The sequence below is a fragment of the Elioraea thermophila (ex Habib et al. 2022) genome, from assembly GCF_003336755.1.
GTDB lineage: Bacteria > Pseudomonadota > Alphaproteobacteria > Acetobacterales > Acetobacteraceae > Elioraea > Elioraea thermophila.
In genome coordinates this window covers 41877-65709 of the sequence record NZ_QMDI01000005.1, presented here as the reverse complement: position 1 = coordinate 65709, position 23833 = coordinate 41877, and the positions used below count along the sequence as shown (strand labels likewise).

23 protein-coding genes are annotated in these 23833 nt (G+C 71.2%); 10 read left to right on the top strand and 13 right to left on the bottom strand.

Annotated elements, in window-relative coordinates:
- Positions 1–19: 19 nt before the first annotated feature.
- From guaB to DWB05_RS08465, 5 genes are all read right to left on the bottom strand, one after another.
- The gene (gene guaB, locus DWB05_RS08485) at positions 20–1537 is read right to left on the bottom strand and encodes an IMP dehydrogenase (RefSeq protein WP_114376778.1); all 1518 of its coding nucleotides are present in this window, start codon (positions 1535–1537) and stop codon (positions 20–22) included.
- A gap of 89 nt (positions 1538–1626) precedes the next feature.
- A complete protein-coding gene (locus DWB05_RS08480) occupies positions 1627–2370 on the bottom strand; it encodes an SOS response-associated peptidase (protein WP_114376777.1) in 744 nt (247 codons plus the stop codon).
- 65 nt (positions 2371–2435) lie between these two features.
- The gene (locus DWB05_RS08475) at positions 2436–3347 is read right to left on the bottom strand and encodes an ABC transporter permease (protein WP_114376776.1); all 912 of its coding nucleotides are present in this window, start codon (positions 3345–3347) and stop codon (positions 2436–2438) included.
- Positions 3348–3350: 3 nt separating this feature from the next.
- A complete protein-coding gene (locus DWB05_RS08470; RefSeq protein WP_114376775.1) occupies positions 3351–4304 on the bottom strand; it encodes an ABC transporter permease in 954 nt (317 codons plus the stop codon).
- 59 nt (positions 4305–4363) lie between these two features.
- Entirely contained in the window at positions 4364–5983 is a 1620-nt protein-coding gene (locus DWB05_RS08465) for an ABC transporter substrate-binding protein (protein WP_114376774.1), read from the bottom strand.
- Between the two features lie 176 nt (positions 5984–6159).
- On the opposite strand from DWB05_RS08465, the gene DWB05_RS08460 reads away from it, so the two are divergent.
- A complete protein-coding gene (locus DWB05_RS08460) occupies positions 6160–6927 on the top strand; it encodes an aspartate/glutamate racemase family protein (protein ID WP_114376773.1) in 768 nt (255 codons plus the stop codon).
- Here DWB05_RS08460 and mnhG read toward each other — a convergent pair.
- Genes mnhG through mbhE form a run of 7 tightly spaced genes read right to left on the bottom strand, consistent with a single transcriptional unit; the run spans position 6831 to position 12654 of the window.
- Entirely contained in the window at positions 6831–7256 is a 426-nt protein-coding gene (gene mnhG, locus DWB05_RS08455) for a monovalent cation/H(+) antiporter subunit G (protein ID WP_114376772.1), read from the bottom strand. The genes DWB05_RS08460 and mnhG overlap by 97 nt on opposite strands.
- A complete protein-coding gene (locus tag DWB05_RS08450; protein WP_114376771.1) occupies positions 7249–7569 on the bottom strand; it encodes an MrpF/PhaF family protein in 321 nt (106 codons plus the stop codon). Before DWB05_RS08450 ends, mnhG begins: the two co-directional genes overlap by 8 nt.
- Complete coding sequence (locus tag DWB05_RS08445) at positions 7566–8057, bottom strand: Na+/H+ antiporter subunit E (RefSeq protein WP_114376770.1); 492 nt, start codon at positions 8055–8057, stop codon at positions 7566–7568. Before DWB05_RS08445 ends, DWB05_RS08450 begins: the two co-directional genes overlap by 4 nt.
- The gene (locus DWB05_RS08440; protein WP_114376769.1) at positions 8054–9553 is read right to left on the bottom strand and encodes a Na+/H+ antiporter subunit D; all 1500 of its coding nucleotides are present in this window, start codon (positions 9551–9553) and stop codon (positions 8054–8056) included. Before DWB05_RS08440 ends, DWB05_RS08445 begins: the two co-directional genes overlap by 4 nt.
- A complete protein-coding gene (locus tag DWB05_RS08435) occupies positions 9553–9915 on the bottom strand; it encodes a Na+/H+ antiporter subunit C (protein ID WP_114376768.1) in 363 nt (120 codons plus the stop codon). The genes DWB05_RS08440 and DWB05_RS08435 overlap by 1 nt, the downstream gene beginning before the upstream one ends.
- A 4-nt stretch (positions 9916–9919) precedes the next feature.
- Positions 9920–10363 carry an MnhB domain-containing protein gene (locus DWB05_RS08430; protein WP_114376767.1) on the bottom strand — a complete coding sequence of 148 codons (444 nt, stop codon included), beginning with the start codon at positions 10361–10363 and terminating at the stop codon, positions 9920–9922.
- Positions 10360–12654 (bottom strand): hydrogen gas-evolving membrane-bound hydrogenase subunit E, encoded by a 2295-nt coding sequence (gene mbhE / locus DWB05_RS08425; RefSeq protein WP_198669114.1) that lies wholly within the window; start codon positions 12652–12654, stop codon positions 10360–10362. The genes DWB05_RS08430 and mbhE overlap by 4 nt, the downstream gene beginning before the upstream one ends.
- 308 nt (positions 12655–12962) lie before the next feature.
- On the opposite strand from mbhE, the gene DWB05_RS08420 reads away from it, so the two are divergent.
- The 3 genes from DWB05_RS08420 to DWB05_RS08410 all read left to right on the top strand — a co-directional run bounded on the left by DWB05_RS08420 (position 12963) and on the right by DWB05_RS08410 (position 15925).
- Complete coding sequence (locus DWB05_RS08420) at positions 12963–14012, top strand: flagellar motor protein MotB (RefSeq protein WP_157967136.1); 1050 nt, start codon at positions 12963–12965, stop codon at positions 14010–14012.
- A 186-nt stretch (positions 14013–14198) separates the two neighbouring features.
- Positions 14199–15065, top strand: coding sequence for a flagellar motor stator protein MotA (motA, locus tag DWB05_RS08415; RefSeq protein WP_114376764.1), 867 nt, complete (start codon positions 14199–14201; stop codon positions 15063–15065).
- A gap of 386 nt (positions 15066–15451) precedes the next feature.
- The gene (locus tag DWB05_RS08410) at positions 15452–15925 is read left to right on the top strand and encodes a hypothetical protein (RefSeq protein WP_114376763.1); all 474 of its coding nucleotides are present in this window, start codon (positions 15452–15454) and stop codon (positions 15923–15925) included.
- Between the two features lie 49 nt (positions 15926–15974).
- Here DWB05_RS08410 and DWB05_RS08405 read toward each other — a convergent pair whose 3' ends face one another.
- A complete protein-coding gene (locus tag DWB05_RS08405) occupies positions 15975–16667 on the bottom strand; it encodes a YggS family pyridoxal phosphate-dependent enzyme (RefSeq protein WP_114376762.1) in 693 nt (230 codons plus the stop codon).
- On the opposite strand from DWB05_RS08405, the gene DWB05_RS08400 reads away from it, so the two are divergent.
- From DWB05_RS08400 to holA, 6 genes are all read left to right on the top strand, one after another.
- Complete coding sequence (locus DWB05_RS08400) at positions 16666–17304, top strand: thiamine phosphate synthase (protein WP_114376761.1); 639 nt, start codon at positions 16666–16668, stop codon at positions 17302–17304. The genes DWB05_RS08405 and DWB05_RS08400 overlap by 2 nt on opposite strands.
- Positions 17305–17528: 224 nt before the next feature.
- On the top strand, positions 17529–18815 hold the full coding sequence (locus tag DWB05_RS08395; protein WP_157967135.1) for a porin: 1287 nt from the start codon (positions 17529–17531) through the stop codon (positions 18813–18815).
- A 151-nt stretch (positions 18816–18966) separates the two neighbouring features.
- Positions 18967–19482: a DUF3576 domain-containing protein gene (locus tag DWB05_RS08390; RefSeq protein ID WP_114376759.1), complete on the top strand. Its 516-nt coding sequence runs from the start codon at positions 18967–18969 to the stop codon at positions 19480–19482.
- Between the two features lie 112 nt (positions 19483–19594).
- Positions 19595–22207, top strand: a complete 2613-nt coding sequence (gene leuS, locus DWB05_RS08385) for a leucine--tRNA ligase (protein WP_114376758.1) — start codon at positions 19595–19597, stop codon at positions 22205–22207.
- 22 nt (positions 22208–22229) lie between these two features.
- Positions 22230–22718 carry an LPS assembly lipoprotein LptE gene (lptE, locus tag DWB05_RS08380; RefSeq protein ID WP_157967134.1) on the top strand — a complete coding sequence of 163 codons (489 nt, stop codon included), beginning with the start codon at positions 22230–22232 and terminating at the stop codon, positions 22716–22718.
- Entirely contained in the window at positions 22715–23731 is a 1017-nt protein-coding gene (gene holA, locus DWB05_RS08375) for a DNA polymerase III subunit delta (RefSeq protein ID WP_114376756.1), read from the top strand. The genes lptE and holA overlap by 4 nt, the downstream gene beginning before the upstream one ends.
- The last annotated feature ends 102 nt before the right edge of the window (positions 23732–23833 follow it).

The following is a 23833-nucleotide window of genomic DNA, read 5'->3' as shown; positions in this document are numbered from 1 at the left end:
GCGGAACGATGCGCCATCGTCACGGCTCGAGCCGGTAGTTCGGCGCCTCGCGGGTGATGGCGACGTCGTGCACGTGGCTTTCGCGCAAGCCGGCGTTGGTGACGCGGCGGAAGCGTGCGTTGCGTCTCAATTCGGCGATGGTCGCCGCCCCCACGTAGCCCATCCCCGCCCGCAAGCCCCCGACCAGCTGGTGGATCACGCCGGCCACCGGCCCCTTGTACGCCACCCGGCCCTCGATGCCTTCCGGCACGAGCTTGTCGCGCGCGGCATCCTGCTGGAAGTAGCGGTCGGCCGAGCCGCGCGCCATCGCGCCGATCGAGCCCATGCCGCGATAGGCCTTGTAGCTGCGGCCCTGGTAGAGGAAGACCTCGCCCGGGCTTTCGTCGGTGCCGGCGAAGAGCGAGCCGATCATCACGCAGTCCGCGCCGGCGGCGATCGCCTTCACGATGTCGCCCGAGGTGCGGATGCCGCCATCCGCGATCGCCGGCACGCCGCGCGCCGCACACACCGCCGCCGTCTCCAGGATGGCGCTGAACTGCGGCACGCCCACCCCGGCGACGACGCGGGTGGTGCAGATCGACCCGGGCCCGATGCCGATCTTCACCGCATCCGCCCCGGCATCGATCAACGCCTCGGCCGCCTCGGGGGTCGCCACGTTGCCCGCCACCACCTCGACCGCGTTCGACAGGCGCTTGATGGCGGCGACGGCTTCCAGAACGCCGGCGGAATGGCCATGCGCGGTGTCGACCACCAGCACGTCGACCTCCGCCGCGATCAGCGCCTCGGCCCGACGCAGGCCGTCCGCGCCGACACCCACCGCCGCCGCCACGCGCAGGCGCCCCAGTTCGTCCTTCACCGCATTGGGGTGCGCCGTCGCCTTGTCCATGTCCTTGACGGTGATGAGACCGACACAGCGGTAATTCTCATCCACCACCAGGAGCTTCTCGATGCGGTGCTTGTGCAAAAGACGCTTGGCTTCCTCGGCATCCACGTGCTCGCGCACGGTGACGAGGTTCTCGCGCGTCATCAGCTCGTAGACCTTCACCTCCGGGTCGGAGGCGAAGCGCACGTCGCGGTTGGTGAGGATGCCGACGAGCCTGCCGCTGCCGCGCTCGACCACCGGGATGCCGCTGATCCTGTGCTGGCTCATGAGCGCGCGCGCCTCGGCCAGCGTCTGGTCCGGGTGGATGGTGACCGGGTTCACCACCATCCCTGATTCGAACTTCTTCACCTGGCGCACCTGCGCCGCCTGCTCCTCCGCTTCGAGGTTCTTGTGGATGACGCCGATGCCGCCCGCTTGCGCCATGGCGATCGCCATCTGCGCCTCCGTCACCGTGTCCATGGCGGCGGCGACGAGCGGGATGTTCAGCCCGATGCGGCGCGTCAGCCGAGTGGTGACGTCGGTGCGCGAGGGCAGAACGGCGGAGTAGGCGGGAACGAGGAGCACGTCATCGAAGGCGAGCGCCTCCTCGATGACGGGGAGGGCGCGCGGCGCGAGGCTCTCGCGCGCGGGAACGGGGGCGGTGTCGGGGGCCATGGCGCAACCTTTCGCAGCCTTGGCGGCCCCCCTTACGCCGCGAAGGGGGGCGGGGGCAAGCATGGAAGAATTGCGCTGAGGCGACGTGTTCAGGGTGGGGGCGCGACCGCGAGGGTTGGCGGCGGCCCGGTCGCCTCGCCGAGCCCCGGAATCGACGGCACGCCGGGGAGCGGGTCGAGCAAGGACGCATCGTTCGCCCTCGTGCCGTTGACGCGGGTGGAGACCGGCCAGACCGCGAAGGCCTCGGCCGGAGAGGGCTTCAGGACGCGGGCGGGGTCTCCCTCCTCCTCGCCGAGCCAGAGCGGCCAATCCTCCGGCGCCACCACCACCGGCATGCGCTCGTGCAGGAGCGCAAGGCGCGGGTTGGCGTCGGTGGTGACGACAGTGAAGGTGCGCAGGATCGTGCCGTCCGGCGCTCGCCAGCCCTCCCACAGCCCGGCGAGCGCCATCGGTTCGCCGGAGGCGAGAGCCACGGCGTAGGGTTGTTTCGTGCGCGAACCAGGCGGCGCGTACCATTCGTAGAAGGCGTCGATCGGCACCAGGCAACGGCGCTTGCGGTAGGCGTCGCGGAAGGCAGGCTTGGTGGCGAGGGTCTCGGCGCGGGCGTTGATCATGCGCGAGCCGATCGAAGGGTCCTCCGCCCAGCGCGGCACCAGCCCCCAGCGCAGGGGGTCGAGGTGGCGCGCCCGCGTCTGAGGGTTGAAGCGCACGACAAGCCCCTCCTGGGTGGGTGCCACGTTCCAGGAGGGGGGGTGGTTCGGCACCGGGTTGACGGTGCGGAACAGCCGCGCGAGGGACGCAGGCGGCGTGGTCTGGACGTAGCGGCCGCACATGGCGCCGAGGATAGGGTAGGCGGGCCCGGCCCGTCAGGGCCCGGCGGCGGGGCGAGGCCGAGCGCTCACGCGCGCACGTCCATCGCCTGCCTGAGCCCGTCCGAGAGCAGATTGAAGCACAAGGAGGTCGCGAAGATGCACGCCCCCGGCAGCATGGCGACACCGGGATTGACGTAGATCGCCGTGCGCAGCGTGTTCAGCATCAGCCCCCATTCGGGTTCGGGCGGGGTGACGCCGAGGCCGAGGAAGGAGAGGCCCGAGGCGAGGATCATCGACACCGAAATGAGGCTGGTGGCGTAGACGAAGATCGGCCCCAGCACGTTGCCGAGGATGTGCACGCGGATGATGGTCAGCGGCCCCGCCCCAGAGGCGCGGGCGGCTTCCACGAAGTCGAGGTTGCGCACCCCGGTGGTGACACTCTCCGCCACCCGGATGATGGGCGGGATGAACACCAAGGTGAGCGAGAGGATGGCGTTCATCGTGCCGGCTCCGAGGGCGCCGGAGATCGCGATCGCGAGCAGCACCGAGGGGAAGGCGTAGAACACGTCGGTAGCGCGCATGATCAGCATGTTGACGCCACCGCCGACGAAGCCCGCGAGCACGCCGAGCACGGTGCCGATGACGAAGGCGAGCACGACGGGGGTGATGCCCATGAACCAGGAGAGCCGCCCGCCGTAGAGCAGGCGCGTGAGCATGTCGCGCCCGAGCTCGTCGGTGCCGAGGGGGTAGTTCGGCGTGCCGATCGGGCGCAGGCGGCGCAGCATCGAGCCCTGGTAGGGGTCGTGCGGTGCAAGAAGGGGGGCGAAGACGATCGCCGCCAACATGGCGAGCAGGATCACGCCGCAGGCGATGGTGACGGGATCGCGCGCGAGCCGCTTGCGCACCCCCGCCCAGTAGCCCTCCCGGCGTGTGGCCGCCTCGCGGGCCTGGACGGCGAGTTCGGCGGCGGCGGACGCGGAAGGGCGCGCGGTGCTCACGCTTCAGCCTCGGCGGATGCGCGGGTCGATCGCCGTCTGCACGAGATCGACCGCGAGGTTGAGCACGACGAAGAACATCGCGAGCACGAGGATGGTCGCCTGCAGCACGGGAAGGTCGCGCTGGAAGATCGCGTTGTTCAACAACAGCCCCGTGCCGGGCCAGGAGAACACCGTCTCGACCAGGATCGAGCCCCCCAGGAGGTAGCCCAGCTGCAGCCCCATCACCGCGATGCTGTTGGGCGCGGCGTTCTTGACGACGTGCAGGAACACGCCCCACCCCGAAAGGCCCTTGGCGCGCAGCGTCTGCACGAAGTCCTGGTTCAGGATCTCGGCGACGATGCCGCGCACGGTGCGGGTGACGATTCCCATCGGGATGACGGAGAGGGTGACCGCAGGCAGGATCAGGTGGCGGACGTGTTCGGCATCCCACGCCCAGTCCGACGACCCTCCCGGCCCCGCCCCCATGGCGGGCAGCCAGTTCAGCTGGACCGAGAAGATGACCACCAGCACCATGCCGAGCCAGTAGTGCGGCACGGACACGCCGGCGACCGCGAAGGCGACCGCGAGCTTATCGATCGGGCTGCCCTGGAACGACCCCGCGAGCCCGCCCAACACGGTGCCGAGCACGAACCCGATCAGCGCGGCGGCGAACGCAAGCCGCAGCGTGTTGCCGATGGCGACCGAAAGGTCGGCCCACACGGGGCGGCCGGTCGCCAGCGAATTGCCGAAATCGCCTTGTGCCACCTTGCCGAGCCAGACCGCGAACTGGATGGGCAGCGGGCGGTCGAGCCCGTAGTCGCGCCGGATCTGCTCGACCAGCTCCTGCGGCGCATCGGCCGGCACGATGGCGTTGATCGGGTCGCCCGGCGCGATGTGCACGAGGAGGAAGCAGACGAGCCCGACCGAGAGGGCGATCGGCACCGCGTAGAGCAGGCGTCGGAGGAGGTAGAGGAGCATCGTGGTGTTCGGGTCGGGGGCGGGGCTCTCCCGCCCCCGCGGGCGTCATCGCCTCGCCGTCACTGGATGAACGGCAGGCGCAGATCGACGAACCACGACTGCGGCTGCACGAAGCCGCGCACGCGCGGGCTCATCGCCCGCGGGCCGACGTCGTGCGCGATCCAGATGAACAGCGCCTCATCCACACCGGCCGCGTGCAGGCGCGCAAGCGCGGCGTCGCGCTCTGCCGGGTCGAAGGCGTTGCGCGCCGCCGCCACCATCGCGTCGAAGCGGGGGTCCGAGAAGTGGCCCCAGTTGTTGGAGACGGGCGGGGCCATCTTGCTGTCCCAGAACCGCACCATGGCGAAGAAGGGGTCCATCGCGGCGAAGGAGACGTTGATCGCGTGCGCGCCGCGGGCGGACGGGTCCTTGCAGCCGCGGCGCCAGTTGGTGAACAGCGTGTTCCACTCGAGCACGTCGAACTCGACGTTCACCCCGATCGCGCGCAGGTTCTGCTGGATGAACTCGTTCATCGGCAGGGGCTGCATCTGCCCCGACCCGGAGGCCGAGATCTGCACCTTCAGGTTGAGCGGCCGCTGCGGGCCGTAGCCCGCTTCGGCGAGCAGGCGGCGGGCCTCGGCGGGATCGTACTTGATCTGGAACGAGGGGTTGCCCCACCAGGGATGGCCCGGTTGCACCGTGCCCACGGCCGGCACCATCATCCCACCGAGCAGGGTCTTCAGCCCCTCGCGGTCGATGCCGAGGTTGATCGCCTTGCGCACCCGCACATCGGCGAGCGGAGAGCCTTCGACGAAGCAGGGCTGCCACGGCCAGACATGCGGCTGGACGTTGGAGTGGATCTGCATGCCGCGCGCGCGCAGCTGCGGCAGCGCATCGGGGGCGGGGGCCTCGATCCAATCCACTTGGCCCGACAGCAGGGCCGCGGTGCGCGCATTCGCTTCCGGGATGGGCAGCAGCACGATGCGCTCGGCCTTGGCCTTGATCTCCCCCCAGTAGTTCTCGTTGCGCACGTACTCCACGCGCTCGCGCGGCACGAAGCGCACGAGGCGGAACGGGCCCGTACCGGAGGGGTCGGCGGCGAAGGCGTTCCAGGCGGCTTCGGCGTTGGGGGCGGCGGCGCGCTTGCGCTCCCAGTGCGTGGGGCTCGCCATGAACAGGTTGGTGAGGTTGATCGGCAAGAGCGAGTCGGGCTCCGAGGTGATCAACGCCACGGTGTAGTCGTCGATCTTCTCCGCCCGCCGCAGCGTGGGCATGCGGGTGGCGGTGACGCCGACCTGACGCGGGTCGAAGTGCGGCGCGTCGCGATCGAGCACCTTGCGCACGTTCCACACCACAGCATCGGCGTTGAACTCGGAGCCGTCGTGGAACTTCACGCCGCGGCGCAGCCGAAAGATCCAGCGCGTCTTGTCGTTCGGATCGACCGACCACTCGGTGGCGAGGGAGGGCACGAGCGGAGTCGGTCGGTCGGCCCGGGTGAGGTCCCAGGCGGTGAGACTGTCGTAGAGCGGGATGCCGGTGAAGCGGTTGCCCTCGAAGCCCTGGTCGGGCTGGCCGTGGGTGAGCGGGATGTCGGCCGCCGTCATGCCGATGCGGATGGTGCCCTGGGCGGCGGCATGGTTGGCGGCGAGGGCGGGCAGAAGCCCGAAGGTGGCGGCGAGCAGCAGGCGGCGCAGGTGCATCGCGGTGTCCCTGTCGTTTCAGTGAAGCCCGGGTAGGAGCGTTCCAGACACGACGAGGGGACGCAAGGCGTGTGCCGTGACGAGGCGGCGTCTTGCGGCGGGGCGGACGGCAGGGTCGGATCGACCGCCTGCCCGCGCAATGGGCAGCGAGGGATGACGATTCGGGCGGAGGGGCGATGCGGCTCCTGCTGATCAACGGCAACACCGATGCGGCGCTGACCGCGCGCATGGTCGGGTTGGCGATGGCCGAGGTCGGCCAGGGCGTCGAGGTGAACGGCGCGACCGCGCGTTTCGGCGCCCGCTACATCGCCAGCCGCGTCGCGGCCGCGATCGCCGCCCACGCCGTACTCGACGCCTATGCCGAGGCGGCGGCGCAGGGCGGCGAGCCGGATGCCGTGTTGATCGCCTGTTTCGGCGACCCAGGGCTGCATGCCCTGCGCGAGCTCGCGCCCGTCCCCGTCACCGGCATGGCGGAGGCCTCCATCCTCGTCGCGGCGGCGGTCGGGCAGCGCATCGCGCTGCTGACGGGCGGGGCGGCCTGGGTGCCGATGCTCGAGGAATTCGCCGCCGCGATGGGCTTCAGCGGTCGCGTGATCGTGCGCGCGGTGGCGGCGACGGGGGACCGGATCGCGCGCGACCCCGAAGCGGCGCTCGCCTCGCTTGTGGAAGAGGCGCGAGCGGCGGTGGAGCGCGATCGGGCGGAGGTGGTGGTGCTCGGCGGGGCGGGGCTTGCCGGGCTCGCGCCGCGGCTCGCTCCCCTCATCCCGGTTCCCGTGCTCGACAGCCTCGCCTCAGGGGTGCGGTTCGCGCTCGCCCTCGCCTCCCTCGGCCTCGCCCCGCGCGCGGCTCAGCCGGTGGAGGATCCCTCCGCCTTCGCCGGGCTCGGTGCGGCGCTGTCGGCGGTCCTCGCCGGGGCGCGGCAGATTCGGACGGCGAGGTCGTAGCGGCCCTCGAGATCGTCGCGCACCTGCCCTTCCCAGCGCGGCACGCCGAGCAGGTAGGTGGCGCGCGCGATCAAGTGCGAGGCGATCGGTGTCGTGAAGAGCAGGAAACCGACCCCGGCGAGGGCGCGCGCGACGACGTCGAGTTCGCCCACCCCGATCGCGACCGCGAACAGGAGGAGGGAGCCGCCCAGCGTGCCGGCCTTGGACGAGGCGTGCATGCGCATCAGCGAATCGGGCAGGCGCCAGATGCCGATCGCGGCGATCAGCGCGAAGCCCGCTCCCGCGAGGATCAGCACGACGAGGAGGAGATCGAGCAGGAGATCAGTCATCGGCCTGCTCGAGCGGCGGCGGCTCGGCCTGGCGGGCGCGGCGCAACGCCACCCACTCCACGTAGCGGGCGAAGGCGACGGTGGAGAGGAAGGAGACGAGCGCCATCACCAGCGCGAAGTCGAGATAGGCCGCGATCCCTGAGGAGAGCACCATCAGGCAGGCGGCGGCGATGCAGGTGAGAGCGAGCATGTCGAGGGCGACGATGCGATCCGGCAGGTGCGGGCCCTTGACGAGGCGCGCGAGCCCGATCGCGAAGGCCGCCGCGATCATCACCCAGCCGAACCAGATGGCGACCGAGACGATGCCGCTCATCGCAGGAACCCGAGAAGCCGGGCCTCGAAGTTGCCCTTGATGTCGGCGAGCGCGGCCTCTGGGTCGTCGAGGAACATCGCGTGCACGTAGAGGGTCGAGCGATCCTCCGAGACGTCGAGGGCGAGCGTGCCCGGGGTGAGCGTGATCAGGTTGGCGAGTGCGGCGATCTCGACGTCGCGCTCGGCGGCGAGCGGCACCGCGATCACGCCCGGGTGCGCCACGAGGCGCGGGCTCAGCACCTGGCGCGCGATCTGCAGCGAGGACTGCACGAGCGCCTTGGCGTAGAAGAGGGTGAAGGCGAGGAAGCGGACGGTCTTGCGGAAATAGGCCGGCGTGCCACCGGCCCAGAGGTCGCGCGTGAGATAGAGCGCACCGAAACCGGCCGCGAAACCCGTGCCCATGGTCCAGAGCGAGAACGAGCCGAAGGCCGCGCACCAGGCGAGCATCAACAGCAGGTTGATGGCGAACAACCCGACGTCGCGGTTCATCGCACCTCTCCGAGCACGGTGGCGATGTAGGCGGCGGGGTCGAGGAGTTCCCGCGCCGCCCGTTCGGCAACGACGTAGAAGGGCTGGGCGAACAGGCCGATCACCACCGTGCCGGCGGCGAGGGCGGCGATGGGGGCGAGCATCGCGGGCGGCGCTTCGGCGAGCGGTCGCGCCGCCGCTTCACCGGCCGGGTGCGGCTTCCAGAACGCCTCGCCCCAGATCTTCGTCATCGAGTAGATGGTGAGGAGCCCGGTGACGAGGGCCGCGGCCGCGATCCACCACGAGCCGATCTCGAGCGCGGCGCGCACCAGCACGAGCTTCGCCCAGAATCCCGAGAGCGGCGGGAAACCCGCGAGGCTGAAGGCCGGAATGAAGAACAGCACGCCGAGCCACGGCGCGGAGCGATAAAGCCCGCCGATCCTCTTCAGCTCCATCGACCCCGTCAGCCGCGCGGCCACGCCCGCGATCAGGAACAGGTTCGCCTTCACGATGATGTGGTGGACCAGGTAGAAGACCGAGCCGACGATGCCGAGCGGGGTCGCGAGCGCCAGCCCCATCACCATGTAGCCGATCTGGCTGATGATGTGCCACGACAGGATGCGCCGCATCTCGCTTTGCGCCGCGGCACCCAGCACGCCCGTCACCATGGTCAGGCCCGCGATCCACAAGAGCAGCGTGTGCGTCCAGTCGGGGTCGTGGGTGAAGAGGAGCGTGAAGGCGCGGATCAGCGCGTAGACGCCGACCTTGGTGAGGAGGCCCGCGAACACCGCCGAGACCGAGACGAGCGGCGTGTGATAGGCCGCCGGCAACCAGAAGAAGAGCGGGAAGACGGCGGCCTTCATGCCGAAGGCGGCCAGCAGCAGGGTGGCGGCGGCGGTCAGCACGCCGGTGTTGGCGACGGCAGGAACGCTGCGCGCGATGTCGGCGAAATTCAGTGTTCCCGTCAGCCCGTAGATCAGCGCGACCGCGAGCAGGAACATCAAGGTCGCGACGAGATTGAGCGCGACGTACTTCACCGCCCCATCGATCTGCGCCTTCGTGCCTCCCACCGTCATCAGGCCGAAGGAGGCGATCAGCATCACCTCGAACCAGACGTAGAGGTTGAACAGATCGCCCGTCAGGAAGGCGCCGCACACGCCGAGCAGCAGCACGTGCGAGAGCGGATGGAACCAGGCGCGCCGTTCCGTCTCGCCGATCTCGCCGAGGCCGAAGGCGAGGCAGGCCACCCCGGTGACGGCGGCGATCACCGTCATCACCGCGCCCAGCGTGTCGACGGCGAAGGCGATGCCGAAGGGGGCGGCCCAGTTGCCCGACTGCAGCACCACCATCCCGTCCGACAGCACGACGGCAAGGAGCGCGACCGAAACCGCGAGCAGGGCGAAGGCACCGGCCAGCGAAAGCCGCGCCTGCAGCCGAGGTGCGGCGTGCGCGAGGGTGGTCGCGCCGGCGGAGAGCATCGGCACGACGAGGACGAGCGCGGCGAGCCAGCCGCCCATCACGCCTTCTCCTCGGGAGGCTCGGCCACGCGCATCTCGTCGGTGCGCACGGTGCCGAGGCGCTCGTAGGCCACCCAGGCGAGGACGAGGGCGAAGGCGAGGAGGCCGAAGCCGATCACGATCGCGGTCAGCACCAGCGCCTGCGGCAGGGGGTTGGCGAAGGCACCGGTGATCGTTTCGGCATCGAGCGGCACGAGCGGCGGCGCATCGCGCGTGAGGCGCCCAGAGACGAAGATCGCGAGGTTCACCGCGTTGCCGAGCACGGCGAAACCCAACAACAGGCGGATCAGGTTGCGCGACAGCATCAGCCAGGTCGCGACCGCGGTCAGCAGGCCGATGAGGAGGACCAGCGGCAGTTCCATCGCCTCAGCCGCCCTCTTCGCCGCCCTCGAGCGAAGGCTCCTCCTCGAGGGCGGCGATCAACGCGCACACCCCGCCGATGACGGTGAGATAGACCCCGATGTCGAACAGGAGGGGCGTGGAGAGCGGCAGCACCGCGCCGTCGCCGAGGTCGAGCTTGAGCCAGAGCCCGGTGAAGAACGGCAAGCCCGCGAGCGCGGCCGGCAACGCCGCGACAACGGCGATCAGCACGCCCACCCCGGCCACGACGGCGGGGGGGACGACCAGGGTGCGGCGGATCGCCTCGGGGCCGAAGGCGATGCCCTGCAGCGCGATCGCCGAGGTGGCGACGAGGCCGCCGATGAAGCCGCCACCCGGCAGGTTGTGCCCGCGCCAGAGCAGGAACACCGAGAGCAGAAGCATCATCGGCGCGAGGATCCGCGTGCCTGCGCGCAGGATCAGGCTGCTCATCGCGCCCCCCGCCGCGTCGCCCGCGCCGCGATGGCGGCAAGCCCGGCGAGGGCGGCCGCGAACACGACAATGATCTCGCCCAGGGTGTCGATGGCGCGGAAATCGACCAGGATGACGTTGACGATGTTGTGCCCGAAGGCCTCCGGCACGGAGGTGCGCGCGAACCACTCGGAAAGCCGCGAATCGAACGGTTCGGCGAGCACGCCGAGCAGGAGCACGATGACGAGAAGCCCCGTCGCCCCGGCGATCGCCGCGTGCAGCGCGCGCGGGCGGTCGGCGGTGGCGGAGAGGCGGAAGCCGGGCAGGCGGACCAAGACGAGCGCCAGCAGCACGACGACCAGCGTTTCGACCATGAACTGGGTGATGGCGAGATCGGGCGCGCCGAACAGCATGAAGATCAGCGCGACCCCGATGCCGACCATGCCGAGCGCGGTGACGGCGAGCAGCCGGGTGGTGGCGATGGCGGCGACGATCGCGGCCGCAGCGGTGAGCGCCATCACCGCGATTTCGATCAGCCGCAGCCCATCCAGCGGGAAGGCGAGGCGGAGATCGCCGCGGAACAGGGCCGCCAAGGTGGCGACGACGATGACGGCGAAGGTTGCCGCGGTGTAGCGATGCAGGAGGCCCGGCTGCCAAAGCCGCGTCTGCCAGGCGGCGAGGCGCGCGAGGCCGACGAGGGCATGATCGTATCCGGCATCGGGCCCGCGCGAGAGCACCGGCTCGAGCCGATCGCGCCAGAGCTCGGCACGGCGCTGCCACAGCACGTAGAGCGCGGCACCGGCGGCGAAGGCGACGAGGGTGAGGCCGAGGGTCCAGTCGAACGGCTTGATCACCTTCGCCTCGACGGCAAGCGGCACGCCGGCGACGGCGGAGGCGGCGGGAGCGAGCACCGCGTCGGAGACGAGATCGGGGAAGAGGCCGAAGAGGAGCGAAAGGGAGGCCAGTGCGAGCGGCCCGACCAGCATCGAGGGCGGCGCCTCGTGCGCCTCCTTCGCCGCCTCGCTTTTGCGCCCGAGGAACGGTTCGATCGCGACCACGCCGGCGATCGCCACCAGGAGCAGGGTGGCGAAGGTGACCACCGCCACCGGCACGAACCCCCCCGCCTCGATCGCGGCGGCCTTGGTGATCGCCTTGCTGACCCAGCCGAGGCTCAAGGGAAACCCCGCCATGGAGGCCGAGGAGACGGCGGTGGCGGCGAAGGTGATCGGCATCGCGCGAACCAGCCCCGAAAGGTCGCGCAGGTCGCGCGTTCCCGCCTCGTGATCGACATTGCCCGCCGCCATGAAGAGGGCACCCTTGTAGAGGGCGTGGGTGAGCAGAAAGGCCATCGCCGCCCGCGCGCTGTCCTCGGTCGCCGGGCCGATCAGGAAGACGAGCGCGCCGAGGGCGGACACCGTGGTCCAGGCGAGGACGAGCTTGAGGTCGGTCTCGAGGAGCGCGAGCACGAGCCCCGCCAGCATGGTGATGCCGCCGATGACGAGCAGGGTGGTGGTCCAGGCCGCGGTGCCGCCGAAGGCCGGATCCAGCCGGGCGAGGAGATAGACGCCGGCCTTCACCATGGTGGCGGAATGGAGGTAGGCCGAGACGGGGGTCGGTGCCTGCATCGCGCCGGGCAGCCAGGAGTGGAACGGCCACTGCGCGCTCTTGGTGAACGAGCCGAGCACAATCAGCCCCATCGCCGGCAGGTAGAGCCCATGGCCGCGGATTGCCTCACCGGCGAGGACGAGGTCGGAGAGTCGCCAGGAGCCGCCGGCGATCGCGGCGAGGATCAGGCCCGCGAGCAGCGCAAGCCCGCCCGTCCCCGTGATCAGCAGCGCCTGCAGCGCGGCCCGCCGCGCGGCCGGCTTCTCGCTCTGGAAGCCGACCAGGAGGTAGGAGGCGAGGCTCGTCAGTTCCCAGAACACGAAGAGCGCGATCAGGTCGTCGGCCAGAACGAGGCCGAGCATCGCGCCCATGAACAGCATCAGGAACACGAAGAACCGGCCGAGCATCGGGTGCCCGGCGAGGTAACCGCCGGCATACAGCACGACGAGCGTGCCGATGCCGGAGATCAGCAGCACGAACAGCCCCGACAGCCCGTCGAGTCGGAAGGCCAGCGCGACGTCGAGCCCCGGCACCCACGGTGTCACGTCCGTCAACCCCGCGGCGAAGGCATCCAGGCGCGAGAGGGTCCAGGCAAAGATCGCGACCGGAACGAGGGCGAGGACGAAGGACGCCCGGCGGTCGAGACGTCGCACCAGCCACGGCGCGGCGAGGGCAGCGAAGAAGGGGGCGAGAACGACAGTCAGCACAGCCAGTCGCTCCGCCGCCGCTCGCTCAGGGCCTCGCCAATCGCCATCTCTCTCCCCCAGAAGGACGCGGGCGCGGCTGCGCTCGCCGTCCGGTCCGGGGCAGTCGGGCGATGCCCCGAGGTCTTCATGCACGCAGCACGGGGCCGACCCGCGCCGGGCGCGCATATAGGCGCCGGGGTGACGGGGCGCAACCGGGCGCCGCCAGGCCGGGCATGCGCCGGCGTTTAGGCAAGGCTTAATCCCTGTGCGGCAGTGTCGGGAGCGGGCGGGGTCGCGCGAGGCGGCTTCCATCCCGGCACGTGGGCACGATGAGCAAGGGCAAGGGCAAGGACAAGGACGCCGCGCCGATCGTCATCCGCCGCGACGAGGGCGAGGGCCACGGTCATCACGGCGGGGCCTGGAAGGTCGCCTATGCCGACTTCGTCACCGCGATGATGGCGTTCTTCCTGCTGATGTGGCTGCTCAACGCCACGACGGAGGAGCAGCGGCTCGGCATCGCCAACTACTTCGCCGAGGCGAACATCTTCGGCTCGGGCAATTCCGGCATGGGCCGTCCCTTCGGCGGCGCCGACATGACGCACGACGACTCGCTGGTCGGGCGCGCGGGCACGCCGACCGTGCCGCAGGTGCCACGCTCCTTCCCGCCCGACCAGGTGGACGTGCCGGATGAGGGTGAGCCGCATCAGGCCCAGTTCGCCGAAGGCGGGGCCTTCGCCAACCCCTACGCCGAAGGGGGGCGCTTCGCCGACCCGCGGACCCGTGGCGAAGGCGGGCTCGATGCGACGGAGGGCGAGGCCGCTCGCCAGGCGCAGGCGGAACGCGAGCGGGCGGAGGCGGAGGCGGAGGCGGAGGCGCGCGCGCTCGAGGCCGCAGCGGAGGCGATCAAGGCCGAGGTCGCGGCCGACCCGGCGCTCGCTGCCCTCGCCCGCCACCTCGCGGTGGACGTCACGCCGGAAGGCTTGCGCCTGCAGCTGCTCGACAGCGAGAACCGGGCGATGTTCGCACTCGGGTCGGCGCAGCCGAACGAGGCGGCGCGCGCGCTGCTCGCCAAGGTGGCGCCGATCCTCGCCCGGCTGGACAAGCCGGTGACCATCGCCGGCCATACGGATGCCGCGCCGTTCCGCCCGGGCAGTGCGCAGAGCAACTGGGACCTGTCGGCCGAGCGGGCCAATGCCGCGCGGCGCGTGTTGCAGGAGGCAGGACTGCCGGAGCGGCTCGTGCAGTCGGTCTCCGGGCGGGCGGATCGCGAACCGCTCCTGCCGGCCGATCCCCGCGCGCCGGCCAACCGCCGGATCGCGATCTTCGTCCAGCGCACGGTGCCGGGCCCGCAGGGCGTCACGGCCGCGGCGGTCAACTGATGGCGAGGGGCAGGCCATGCGGCGCAGGGGTGGAGGGCCAGTGATCACTCGGGCACGCGTGACGGCGGCGTCCTTGCCCGACGAGACCGTCGGTCAAGAGCCGTCGTCCGACCGGCCGAGGCCGCAGCCGCTCATCAGCCTCGCCTTCGCGCGGTGTTCCTCAGGTCGTGACGGGGACCAGGCCCGATGCTGACGATCGTCGGCTTCGTCGTCGTGCTGATCTGCGTCTTCGGCGGCTACATCCTGGCCGGTGGCAAGCTCGGCATCATCCTCGCCGCCCTGCCGTTCGAGATGATGATCATCGGCGGCTCCGCCATCGGCACGCTGATCATGGCGAACTCGATGCACGGCGTGAAGCACGTGCTGGCAGGCTTCGGCAAGATCATCAAGGGTGCGCGGTTCAAGAAAGCCGACTACATCGAGCTCTTGAGCCTGCTCTATTATTTCGTGCGGCTTGCCAGCACCAAGGGTTCGATGGCGCTCGAGCCGCACATCGAGAAGCCGCAGGAAAGCGCGGCGTTCAACAAGTTCCCCAAGATCGCGGCCGACCACCACGCGGTGACCCTGATCTGCGACTACCTGCGCATGGTGGGCATGAACGCCGACGACCCGCACCAGATCGAGGACGTGTTCGCCCGCGAGCTGAAGAAGATGCTGGCCGAGGAGATGCACCCCGCACACGCCATGCAGAAGATGGCGGACGCCCTGCCGGCCTTGGGCATCGTCGCCGCGGTCATGGGCGTCATCAAGACGATGGGCTCGATCACCGAACCGCCCCCCGTGCTCGGCAGGATGATCGGCGGCGCGCTCGTCGGCACCTTCCTCGGCGTGCTGCTCGCCTACGGGTTGATGGGGCCGCTTTCGTCGCGTCTCGCCGGCGTGGTCGAGGAGGAGATGAAGTACTACGAGGTGATCCGCGCCGTGCTGGTCGCCCATCTGCACGGCAACGCGCCGCAGGTGGCGGTGGAAACGGGGCGGAAGATGGCACCGACCGAGCACATGCCGTCGTTCCAGGAGCTCGAGGCGGCGCTGCAGGAGCTGAAGATAGCTTGACCCCATTGCATGTCGCGCGGCCGGGATCGGCGGCAGACGGGCAGGCGGAGGGTGGGCAATCCCGACACGGCTGACGAAGAGGGCGGCGGACGACCGGCCGGCATCGCCCGTCGTGCGTCAGGGTCGGACGCAGCGGCAAGGCGGGGGGTGCCGGGGCGGTTGACGGCGACGTCGGCACCGCCGATCCTCCGGGTGTCATCGCGAGTGGGGCGGTTTCGCCCCCGCCAACCTGCCCGCCCGGGCAAGGTGGCTGCCGCGACGGGGCTTGGGCCGAGGCGCTCCGGGCTCCGCGCGGGATGTGGCTCCAGGCGCACGGCGCCTGCGGGGCAACGAAGCGGGCCGAGGCGCTCCCCCCTCCGATGACGGTTGCAGCGACGGAGGGACCGATGAGCGCAACGAACGACGGCGACAGGGCAAGGGCGGACGAGCCGCGCGAGGAGGGCCGTGCCGATGGGTGGGAGGCGGCCGATCCGCTCGCCGCCCATGCGGTGGCTCCATCCGTGGAGGAGCGGGCGCGACTCGCCGCCATCCTCGGCCCCCTGCCGGAGGAGGCGGTGGGGCTCCTCGCCCGCTACGAGCGCCTGCATGACGACGACTGCGGCCCCGGCTTCGCCGGCGCGCTGCTGGCGGCGGAGATCCGCCGGCGCTTCCCGGCCGAAACCGCGGTGCTCGATGCCGCGCGCAGCGCCCGGCGCAAGGCCGCCGACGCCGCGGACCCGTCCCGCCCGTTGCGGCGTGCCCTGCTTCGGCTGCGCCACACCCTCGCCGGCGAGGCGGCGGAGGCCGAGCAAGCCTGGCGGGTCAAGGCCGATCGGGTGGCGGAGATCGACGGCCTGATCGCCGCCCTCGGCCGGCGTTGAGGCGCCGGATCGTGCAGGGAGCGGGGCGAAGCCGGGCTTCCGCCCCGCCTCAACCGCGCGCGCCGAAAATGGCGGTCCCCACCCGCACATGGGTGGCACCGTGGGCGATCGCGACCTCGAAATCCCCGCTCATGCCCATGCTGAGGCAAGCGAGGCCCTGGTCGCGGGCGAAGGCGGCAAGCCAGGCGAAGTGGGGCGCGGGGTCCTGATCGACGGGGGGGATGCACATCGCCCCCACCACGGGAAGCCCGAACTCCTCGCGCGCGAGGCGAAGCAAGGAGGCGGCCTCCCCCTTCGCCACCCCGGCCTTCTGCGGCTCATCGCCCACGTTCACCTGCAGGAACACATCGGGCCGGCGGCCTTGCTTCGCCATCTCCTTCGCCAGCACCTCGGCGAGCCTCGGCCGATCCAGCGTCTCGATCGCGTCGCACAGCGCCACGGCGTCCCCTGCCTTGTTCGTCTGCAGGGGCCCGATCAGATGGAGCGTGAGCCCGGGGTGGGCGGCGCGCAGGGCGGGGAACTTCGCCTTCGCCTCCTGCACGCGGTTCTCGCCGAACACCATCTGCCCCGCCGCGATCGCTTCCGCCACGCGCTCGGCCGGGTGGGTCTTGCTCACCGCGACCAGGGTGACGGAGGCAGGGTCGCGCCCGGCGCGCGCGCAGGCGGCGGCGATTCGGGCGCGGATGCGCGCGAGCGCTTGGGCGACGGGGGTTTCGGCCGAGGGGGGTGGGGTGTCGGGCATGGACCTGGTGGCGGCGGCGCGGCGGCTCGGGCCTCGGCCAGGCCTGCCGCGCCTGATCCTTATGACCGATGCCGCGCGCGGCGGCGACCCCGTGGCGGCCGCCTCGCGTCTGCCGCCCGCCCGAGTGCGGGGGTGCGGGCCGGGTTGGGCGGCGGTGGTGCTGCGCCATGACGGGGTGGCGGGGCGGGAGCGGCTCGCCGCGGTCCTGGCCCGCCTCTGCCGCAGCCGGGGGCTGCGGCTGGTCGTCGCCCGCGACGCCCGGCTCGCGGCTCGGCTCGGGGCGGGCCTGCATCTCGCTGACGGCATGCCCCGCCCCCTCTGCTGGAGGCCGCGGCGCGGCGCGCTGCTCACCGTCGCTGCACACGGGGCGCGCGCGCTGCGCCGGGCGAAGGCGCTGGGGGCCGATCTCGCCCTCCTCTCCCCGCTCTTTCCCACCCTGTCCCATCCCGGTGCGGCGGCGTTGGGGCCGGTTCGGTTCGCCGCACTCGCCCGTCGGGCCGGGCTGCCGGTGGCGGCCTTGGGCGGGCTTGCGGGCGGGGGGCGGGCGGTGGCGGCGCGTCGGGCCGGGGCGGTGGCCTTCGCCGCTGTGGGGGCCCTGGCCGGGCCGGTGTTGCAGCCTCGCCACGGTGTGCCCTGAAACGCACGCTCGGGCGCTGCACCCCGTGGACAGTCTCGCGCCCTGTTGAGCATGATCCGCCGCGAGGTCCGGCCCCTGGTCCCGTCATGCGCACCGTGCGGCATGGCGTGCGGCGTGCGGGGGGAGGGCGGGGCCGACGCGTGGGGGAGTGGTGAGCGACCCCGCGTGAGGGATGGCTGCCGGGTCGACCCGGCGTTGTGCAACACGAGAGAGGGATGGACAGGATGCGCAAGATCCTCCTCGCCACCGCGGCCGGTTTCGCCGCCCTGGTGGCGAACGGCGCGACCCCCGCGCCGGCCTACGCCCAGGCGGCGCAAGTCACCGGGCAGACCCCGCAGCCGGGGCTGTCGCTGACCGTTTCGGGCCGTTTCCGCTTCCATGGCGCCTGGGTCGACCAGAGCGGCGACAGCGCCAATGTGGCCACTCTCAACCACCAGGACGGCGACAAGCTCGCGAAGTACGACTTCAACACCTATGGCCGCCTGCGTTTCGACCTCTCCGGCCGCAATGAGGCCGGGCTGATCTACGGTGGCCGGCTCGAAGCCCGTATGGCCGCGACCGGCGGTGGCTCACCCACCATGTTCTTCCGCCGTGTCACCGGCTTCGTCGGCACCCCGACCCTCGGCCAGCTCCGCTTCGGTTCCGGCAACGTGATGGCGGTCGAGCAGATGCATGTCGGCCACATCATGGGCTCGATCGCGACCGGGCTGCTCGATGGCGATGCGTCAGACTTCTTCTACACCGGCGGTGGCTTCCTGGCGGCCAACAACTTCTGGTATTCGTCCTCCGTCGTCAACCGCAGCACGGCCATCGGCTACTACTCGCCGCAATTCGCCGGGTTCGACATCGGCCTCTCCTTCGCCCCGTCGGAGAAGGGCTTCCTGGGTGACTGCGGCGACGCCGCGATGCGCAACTGCGATCGCATCGAGCGCGTCGGCGGCGGCGGCACCAACGCCAATCAGGTGCGCAATATCGTCGACGCCATGCTGCGCTACCGCGGCACCTTCGGCGGGGTTGGCGTCGCCGCCTCGTTCGGTGGCCGCATGGCCAGCACGGCGGACGCGACCAACGGCGCCACCGCCTTCAAGAACCCGTGGGGTCTGATCGGCGGTGCCGAGGTCACCTTTGCCGGCTTTACTGTCGGCGGCTTGATGCACGGCGGCCGCTACCAGCGCAGCTTCGCCCCGCTGCAGGACACGGCTGCCGGCGGCACGAAGGACAGCGCGTTCGGCTGGCAGATCGGCGCCCGTTACACCTTCGGCGCCTTCACGGTCGGCGCCGCCTATCACGAGCTGAAGACCGAGGGCGACCAGGGCAACCCGGCCGACCTGAGGGAGCGTGGCTTCGGCCTCGGCGGCTCCTACTCGCTTGGCCCCGGCCTTGCCCTGTTCGCCGAGTACCTCTACAGCCGCGTGAGGGAGAGCGGCCGCGACTTCTTCAACTACCAGGTCGGGACGCAGGACAAGATGACCGCCAACGTGGTTCTGGTTGGCGTCGGCATCGGCTTCTGAGTCGGATCCTCTTGGGAGGTCGGGGCGGCGGAGCGATCCGCCGCCCTTTTTCTGTTCGCACGAGTTCTGTTCGCACGAGGCCCACCGGTTGACCCGCTGGTCGCGGCGCGCGACATAGGGGGTCTGATCGCCTGAGGCAGGATCACGTGGCATGCGAAGGGTTTGGCTCGCGCTGTTTGCCGTCCTCGCGCTGACCGCCTGCGGTCAGGGGCGGTACGTCGAGGAGAGCGAGTACAACGATGACTTCAACCGAGGGCCGGAGCGCGGTTCGATTGCGGGACGGGACGGCTTGATCGTCTTCGGCACCGACCGGTCGCGCCGCGACGAAGGTGGGGGCGCACTCGGCGTCAACGCCTTCCTCTGGCGCGGCACGCTCGACACCCTCTCCTTCATGCCGCTCGTCTCCGCCGACCCCTTCGGCGGCGTCATCATCACCGACTGGTACTCGCCGCCCGAAGCCCCCAACGAACGCTTCAAGGTCACCGCCTACATCCTTGGCCGGCAACTCAGGGCCGATGGCATCCGCGTCTCCGTCTTCCGCCAGGTGAACTCCCGCGGGCAGTGGATCGACGTGCCGGTGACCGCCGACATGGCCCCGCAGCTCGAGGACAAGATCCTCGCCCGCGCCCGCGAACTCCGCGTGCAGTCTCAGCTCGCCGGGCGCTGAGCCCCCGCTGCTTCCGCGCCACCCACCAAGCCTTCCCGTCCCGCCCCACCACGCGCCGAACCCGCGACGCCGCCCCTGGACCGGGGCGCGGTTTCGCGCCAACACAACGGGCATGAACGAGCTCTCGCCCGCCCCCCGCGCCTACGACCCCGCCACCATCGAAACCCGCTGGCAGAAAGCCTGGGAGGACGCGGCGTGCTTCGCCGCCCCCGACGTGCCCGATGGCACGCGGCCGAAATACTACGTGCTCGAGATGTTCCCCTACCCCTCGGGGCGAATCCACATGGGGCACGTGCGCAACTACACGCTCGGCGACGTGGTCGCCCGCTACAAGCGCGCGCGCGGCTTCGTCGTGCTGCACCCCATGGGCTGGGACGCCTTCGGCCTGCCGGCGGAGAACGCGGCGCGCGAGCGCGGCATCCACCCCGCGCGCTGGACTTGGGACAACATCGCCACCATGCGGGCGGAACTGAAGCGCATGGGGCTTTCGCTCGACTGGTCGCGCGAATTCGCCACCTGCGACCCCGCCTATTACGGCCACCAGCAGGCGCTGTTCCTCGACTTCCTGGAGAAGGGGCTCGTCGAGCGCAAGGAGGCCTTCGTCAACTGGGACCCGGTCGATCAGACGGTGCTTGCCAACGAGCAGGTGATCGACGGCCGCGGCTGGCGCTCCGGCGCCCCCGTCGAACGGCGCAAGCTCGCGCAATGGTTTCTGAAAATCACCGCCTACGCCGAGGACCTGCTCGCCGCCCTCGATCGCCTCGACCGCTGGCCCGAGCGCGTGCGCACCATGCAGCGCAACTGGATCGGGCGAAGCGAAGGGGCGCGCGTGCGCTTCCCGCTCGTCGCCCCGATCGGCGGCATCGACGCGGTCGAAGTCTTCACCACGCGCCCCGACACGTTGTTCGGCATGAGCTTCCTCGCCATCTCGGCCGACCATCCGCTCGCCGCCGCCGTCGCCGAACGGGACGCGAAGGCGGCGGAGTTCATCGCCGAGTGCCGACGCCTCGGCACCACCGAGGTCGCGATCGAAACCGCCGAGAAGCGCGGCTTCGAGACGGGGCTTTTGGTGCGTCATCCGTTCCTCGACCGCACCTTCCCGGTCTGGATCGCCAACTTCGTGCTGATGGAGTACGGCACGGGCGCGATCTTCGGCTGCCCCGCGCATGATCAGCGCGACCTCGATTTCGCCCGCGCCTACGGCCTCTCCGTCACCCCCGTCGTGTTGCCGCCGGGAGCGGACGCCGGCTCGTTCGCCATCGGTGACGAGGCCTACGTCGGCGACGGCACGCTGATCAACTCCGCCTTCCTCGATGGGCTGGACGTCGCCTCCGCCAAGCGCCGCGTGATTGAGGAGCTGGAACGGAACGGCTGTGGAACGGGGGTGACGCAGTGGCGGCTGAGGGACTGGGGCATCTCTCGCCAGCGCTACTGGGGCTGCCCGATCCCCGTCATCCACTGCGAAGCCTGCGGCATCGTCCCGGTGCCGAAGACGGATCTTCCCGTCACCCTGCCCGAGGACGTCGACCTCTCCCGCCCCGGCAACCCGCTCGACCACCACCCGACCTGGAAGCATGTCGCCTGCCCGCGCTGCGGTGCGCCGGCGCGGCGCGAGACCGACACCATGGACACCTTCGTCGATTCCTCGTGGTACTTCGCGCGCTTCACCGCACCGCACGCGGCGACACCGACGAAGCGCGAAGCGGTCGATGCCTGGCTTCCCGTCGATCAGTACATCGGCGGCATCGAGCACGCGATCCTGCATCTTCTCTATTCGCGCTTCTTCACCCGCGCGATGCGCGACACGGGGCACTTGGGGCTCGCTTCCGGCGAACCCTTCGCCGGCCTTTTCACCCAAGGCATGGTGAAGCACGAGACCTACAAGGGGCCGGATGGGCGTTGGCTCTACCCGTGGGAGGTGGAGAAGCGGCCTGACGGCACGGCCGTGCACAAGGAAACGGGCGAACCGGTGACGGTCGGCGCCGTCGAGGCGATGAGCAAATCGAAGCGCAACACCGTCGACCCCGGCGCCATCATCGACCGTTTCGGGGCCGACACCGCGCGCTGGTTCATCCTCTCCGACAACCCGCCCGAGCGCGACATGGAGTGGACGGAAGCCGGGGTGGCCGGTGCGCACCGCTTCCTCCGCCGCGTGTGGGCGCTGGTCACCGGCGCGCTCCCGTCTCTGCCGCCGCGTGGCACCGCCCCGCCCGAGCCGATGAGCGATGCCGCCCGTACGCTGCGCCGCTCCACCCACCGCACCATCGCCGCCGTCACCCAGGCCCTCGAGAGCTTCGCGATGAACGTCGCGGTCGCGCGGTTGCACGAGCTCGCCAACGCGATCGCGGAGGCGAAGGCGGACCAGGGCGACCCCTCGCTTTCGTGGGCGCGCCGCGAAGCGCTCGAGGCGCTCATTCGGCTTGCTTCGCCGATGATCCCGCATTTGGCTGAGGAGTGCTGGTCGCTGCTCGCGCCGGGCGAGCCGATGCTCGCCACCGAGCCCTGGCCGGAGCACGACCCGGCCCTCGCCGCCGCCGAGACGCTCACCATCGCAGTGCAGGTGATGGGCAAGCTGCGCGGCACGATCGAGGTCCCCGTCGGCGCCGACGAGGCCAGCGTGTTCGCCGCCGCCGAAGCCGAGCCCAACGTCGCCCGCGCCATCGCCGGCAGGCCGATCCGCAAGCGCATCCATGTCCCGGGCAAGATCGTCAACTTCGTCCTGTGAGCCGGGCCGAAGGCTGATCGTTTTGGCCGCGCTCGGCCTCGGGGGCTGCGGCTTCCGCCCGCTTTACGACGACCGCCCGCGCGGCGAGGCGCCGTCGACCGCCCGCGCACTCGCCGCCACGCGGGTCGCCACCATCCCCGACCGCCAGGGGCAGATCCTGCGCAACGCCATCATCCAGCGTCTCGGCAACGGTCCCGGGATCGCGCCGCGCCACGAGTTGCGGGTGGCGCTGACCATCCGGCGCGAGCTCCTCGGCGTGCGGCGCGACGAAACGGCATCCCGCCAGCGGGTGAACGCGACGGCCGAGTTCACGCTCCGTCCGCTGCCCTCGGGCGATCCCGTGTTCGCGGGGCGCGCCTACGCCGTCGATGCGTTCAACATCGTGCCGAACGAATTCTTCGCCGCGCAGCTGTCCGGCGAGGCGGCGGAGGCCCGGGTGGCGGAGCGGCTCGCCGAGGACATCGTCGCCCAGCTCGCCGCCTTCTACGCCCGCGGCGCGGGCAGCACGTGAAGCTCGACGGCCGCCAGCTCGCCGCCTTCCTCGCCGACCCGGGCGCCTCGCGCGGCGCTTTGCTCTACGGCGAGGACGAGGGGCTGATCCGCGATCGCGCCGAGGCGCTGGTGCGCGCAGTGCTCGGTGCGACGGAGGATCCATTTCGCCTCAGTGTCGTTTCGCGCGAGGCGGCTTCTGCCGACCCCGGCCTTCTCGCGGGCGAGATGGCCGCCCTCAGCCTGACCGGGGGGCGGCGCTGCGTGCGGCTGCGCGGGGCCACCAACGCGCTCGCCGCCGCGGTTTCCGCCGCGCTCGATGTGCCGGGCGACTCCTTCCTCCTCGTCGAGGCGGGCGCGCTCAAGGCCGGCGAGAAGTTGCGCACGCTGTTCGAACGCCGCAACGACGTCGTCGCCATCGCCTGCTGGCCGGAGCGCGGGGCGGAACTCGCCCAATCCATCGGCGCCACCTTGCGCGAGCTCGGCGTGTCGGCCGAGCCGGACGCGGCTGCCTGGCTCGCCGAGCATCTCGGCGAGGATCGCGGCATCACGCGCCGCGAACTGGAGAAACTCGCCCTCTATGTCGGCGAGGGGGGCCGGGCGGACGTCGCGGCGTGCGAAGCGGTGGTGGGAGACCATGCCGGGCTCGGCGTGGAGGATGCGTTGTTCGCCGCCACCGCCGGCGATGTGGCGCGCGCCGATCGCGCGCTCGCCGCTGCTGTCGCCGAAGGTGCCAGCAGTGTCGCCGTGCTGCGCGCCGCGCTTCGTCACCTGCAGCGGCTCGCCCTCGCCGCCGCGGAGGGGCTCGCACGCCTGCCGGCGAAGGAGGCCGCGCGCCGGGCCAAGCCGCCGGTGTTCTTTCGCCACGAACAGGATTTCGCCCGCGCGCTCTCCCGCTGGAGCGGCGAGCGTGCGGCCGCGGTGGCGGATCGTCTGTTCGCGGCCGAACTCGCCTGCAAGAGCACCGGCATGCCGGACGTGCTGATCGCGCGCCGCATGGTGGTCGAGATCGCGCTCGCCGCCGCGCGTCGCTGAGGCTTCCGTCGTTTCGTTGCGCGTCCTGGGCTGGCGCGCTACCCTTGCGTGCACACGCCGCGACAAGGTGTGACCGACAGGAGACGGATCGGGGAGGACGCG

Bases quoted from the DNA above. Each gene is read 5' to 3' on its own strand.
- DWB05_RS08430 (WP_114376767.1), bottom strand. From the start codon at position 10,363: ATGAGCAGCCTGATCCTGCGCGCAGGCACGCGGATCCTCGCGCCGATG.
- DWB05_RS08410 (WP_114376763.1), top strand. From the start codon at position 15,452: ATGAGCGCAACGAACGACGGCGACAGGGCAAGGGCGGACGAGCCGCGC.
- DWB05_RS08420 (WP_157967136.1), top strand. From the start codon at position 12,963: ATGAGCAAGGGCAAGGGCAAGGACAAGGACGCCGCGCCGATCGTCATC.
- DWB05_RS08405 (WP_114376762.1), bottom strand. From the start codon at position 16,667: ATGCCCGACACCCCACCCCCCTCGGCCGAAACCCCCGTCGCCCAAGCG.
- guaB (WP_114376778.1), bottom strand. From the start codon at position 1,537: ATGGCCCCCGACACCGCCCCCGTTCCCGCGCGCGAGAGCCTCGCGCCG.
- DWB05_RS08465 (WP_114376774.1), bottom strand. From the start codon at position 5,983: ATGCACCTGCGCCGCCTGCTGCTCGCCGCCACCTTCGGGCTTCTGCCC.
- DWB05_RS08470 (WP_114376775.1), bottom strand. From the start codon at position 4,304: ATGCTCCTCTACCTCCTCCGACGCCTGCTCTACGCGGTGCCGATCGCC.
- DWB05_RS08435 (WP_114376768.1), bottom strand. From the start codon at position 9,915: ATGGAACTGCCGCTGGTCCTCCTCATCGGCCTGCTGACCGCGGTCGCG.
- mnhG (WP_114376772.1), bottom strand. From the start codon at position 7,256: ATGACTGATCTCCTGCTCGATCTCCTCCTCGTCGTGCTGATCCTCGCG.
- DWB05_RS08395 (WP_157967135.1), top strand. From the start codon at position 17,529: ATGCGCAAGATCCTCCTCGCCACCGCGGCCGGTTTCGCCGCCCTGGTG.
- DWB05_RS08480 (WP_114376777.1), bottom strand. From the start codon at position 2,370: ATGTGCGGCCGCTACGTCCAGACCACGCCGCCTGCGTCCCTCGCGCGG.
- DWB05_RS08450 (WP_114376771.1), bottom strand. From the start codon at position 7,569: ATGAGCGGCATCGTCTCGGTCGCCATCTGGTTCGGCTGGGTGATGATC.
- DWB05_RS08390 (WP_114376759.1), top strand. From the start codon at position 18,967: ATGCGAAGGGTTTGGCTCGCGCTGTTTGCCGTCCTCGCGCTGACCGCC.
- DWB05_RS08400 (WP_114376761.1), top strand. From the start codon at position 16,666: ATGGACCTGGTGGCGGCGGCGCGGCGGCTCGGGCCTCGGCCAGGCCTG.
- leuS (WP_114376758.1), top strand. From the start codon at position 19,595: ATGAACGAGCTCTCGCCCGCCCCCCGCGCCTACGACCCCGCCACCATC.
- DWB05_RS08440 (WP_114376769.1), bottom strand. From the start codon at position 9,553: ATGGGCGGCTGGCTCGCCGCGCTCGTCCTCGTCGTGCCGATGCTCTCC.
- DWB05_RS08460 (WP_114376773.1), top strand. From the start codon at position 6,160: ATGCGGCTCCTGCTGATCAACGGCAACACCGATGCGGCGCTGACCGCG.
- motA (WP_114376764.1), top strand. From the start codon at position 14,199: ATGCTGACGATCGTCGGCTTCGTCGTCGTGCTGATCTGCGTCTTCGGC.
- DWB05_RS08445 (WP_114376770.1), bottom strand. From the start codon at position 8,057: ATGAACCGCGACGTCGGGTTGTTCGCCATCAACCTGCTGTTGATGCTC.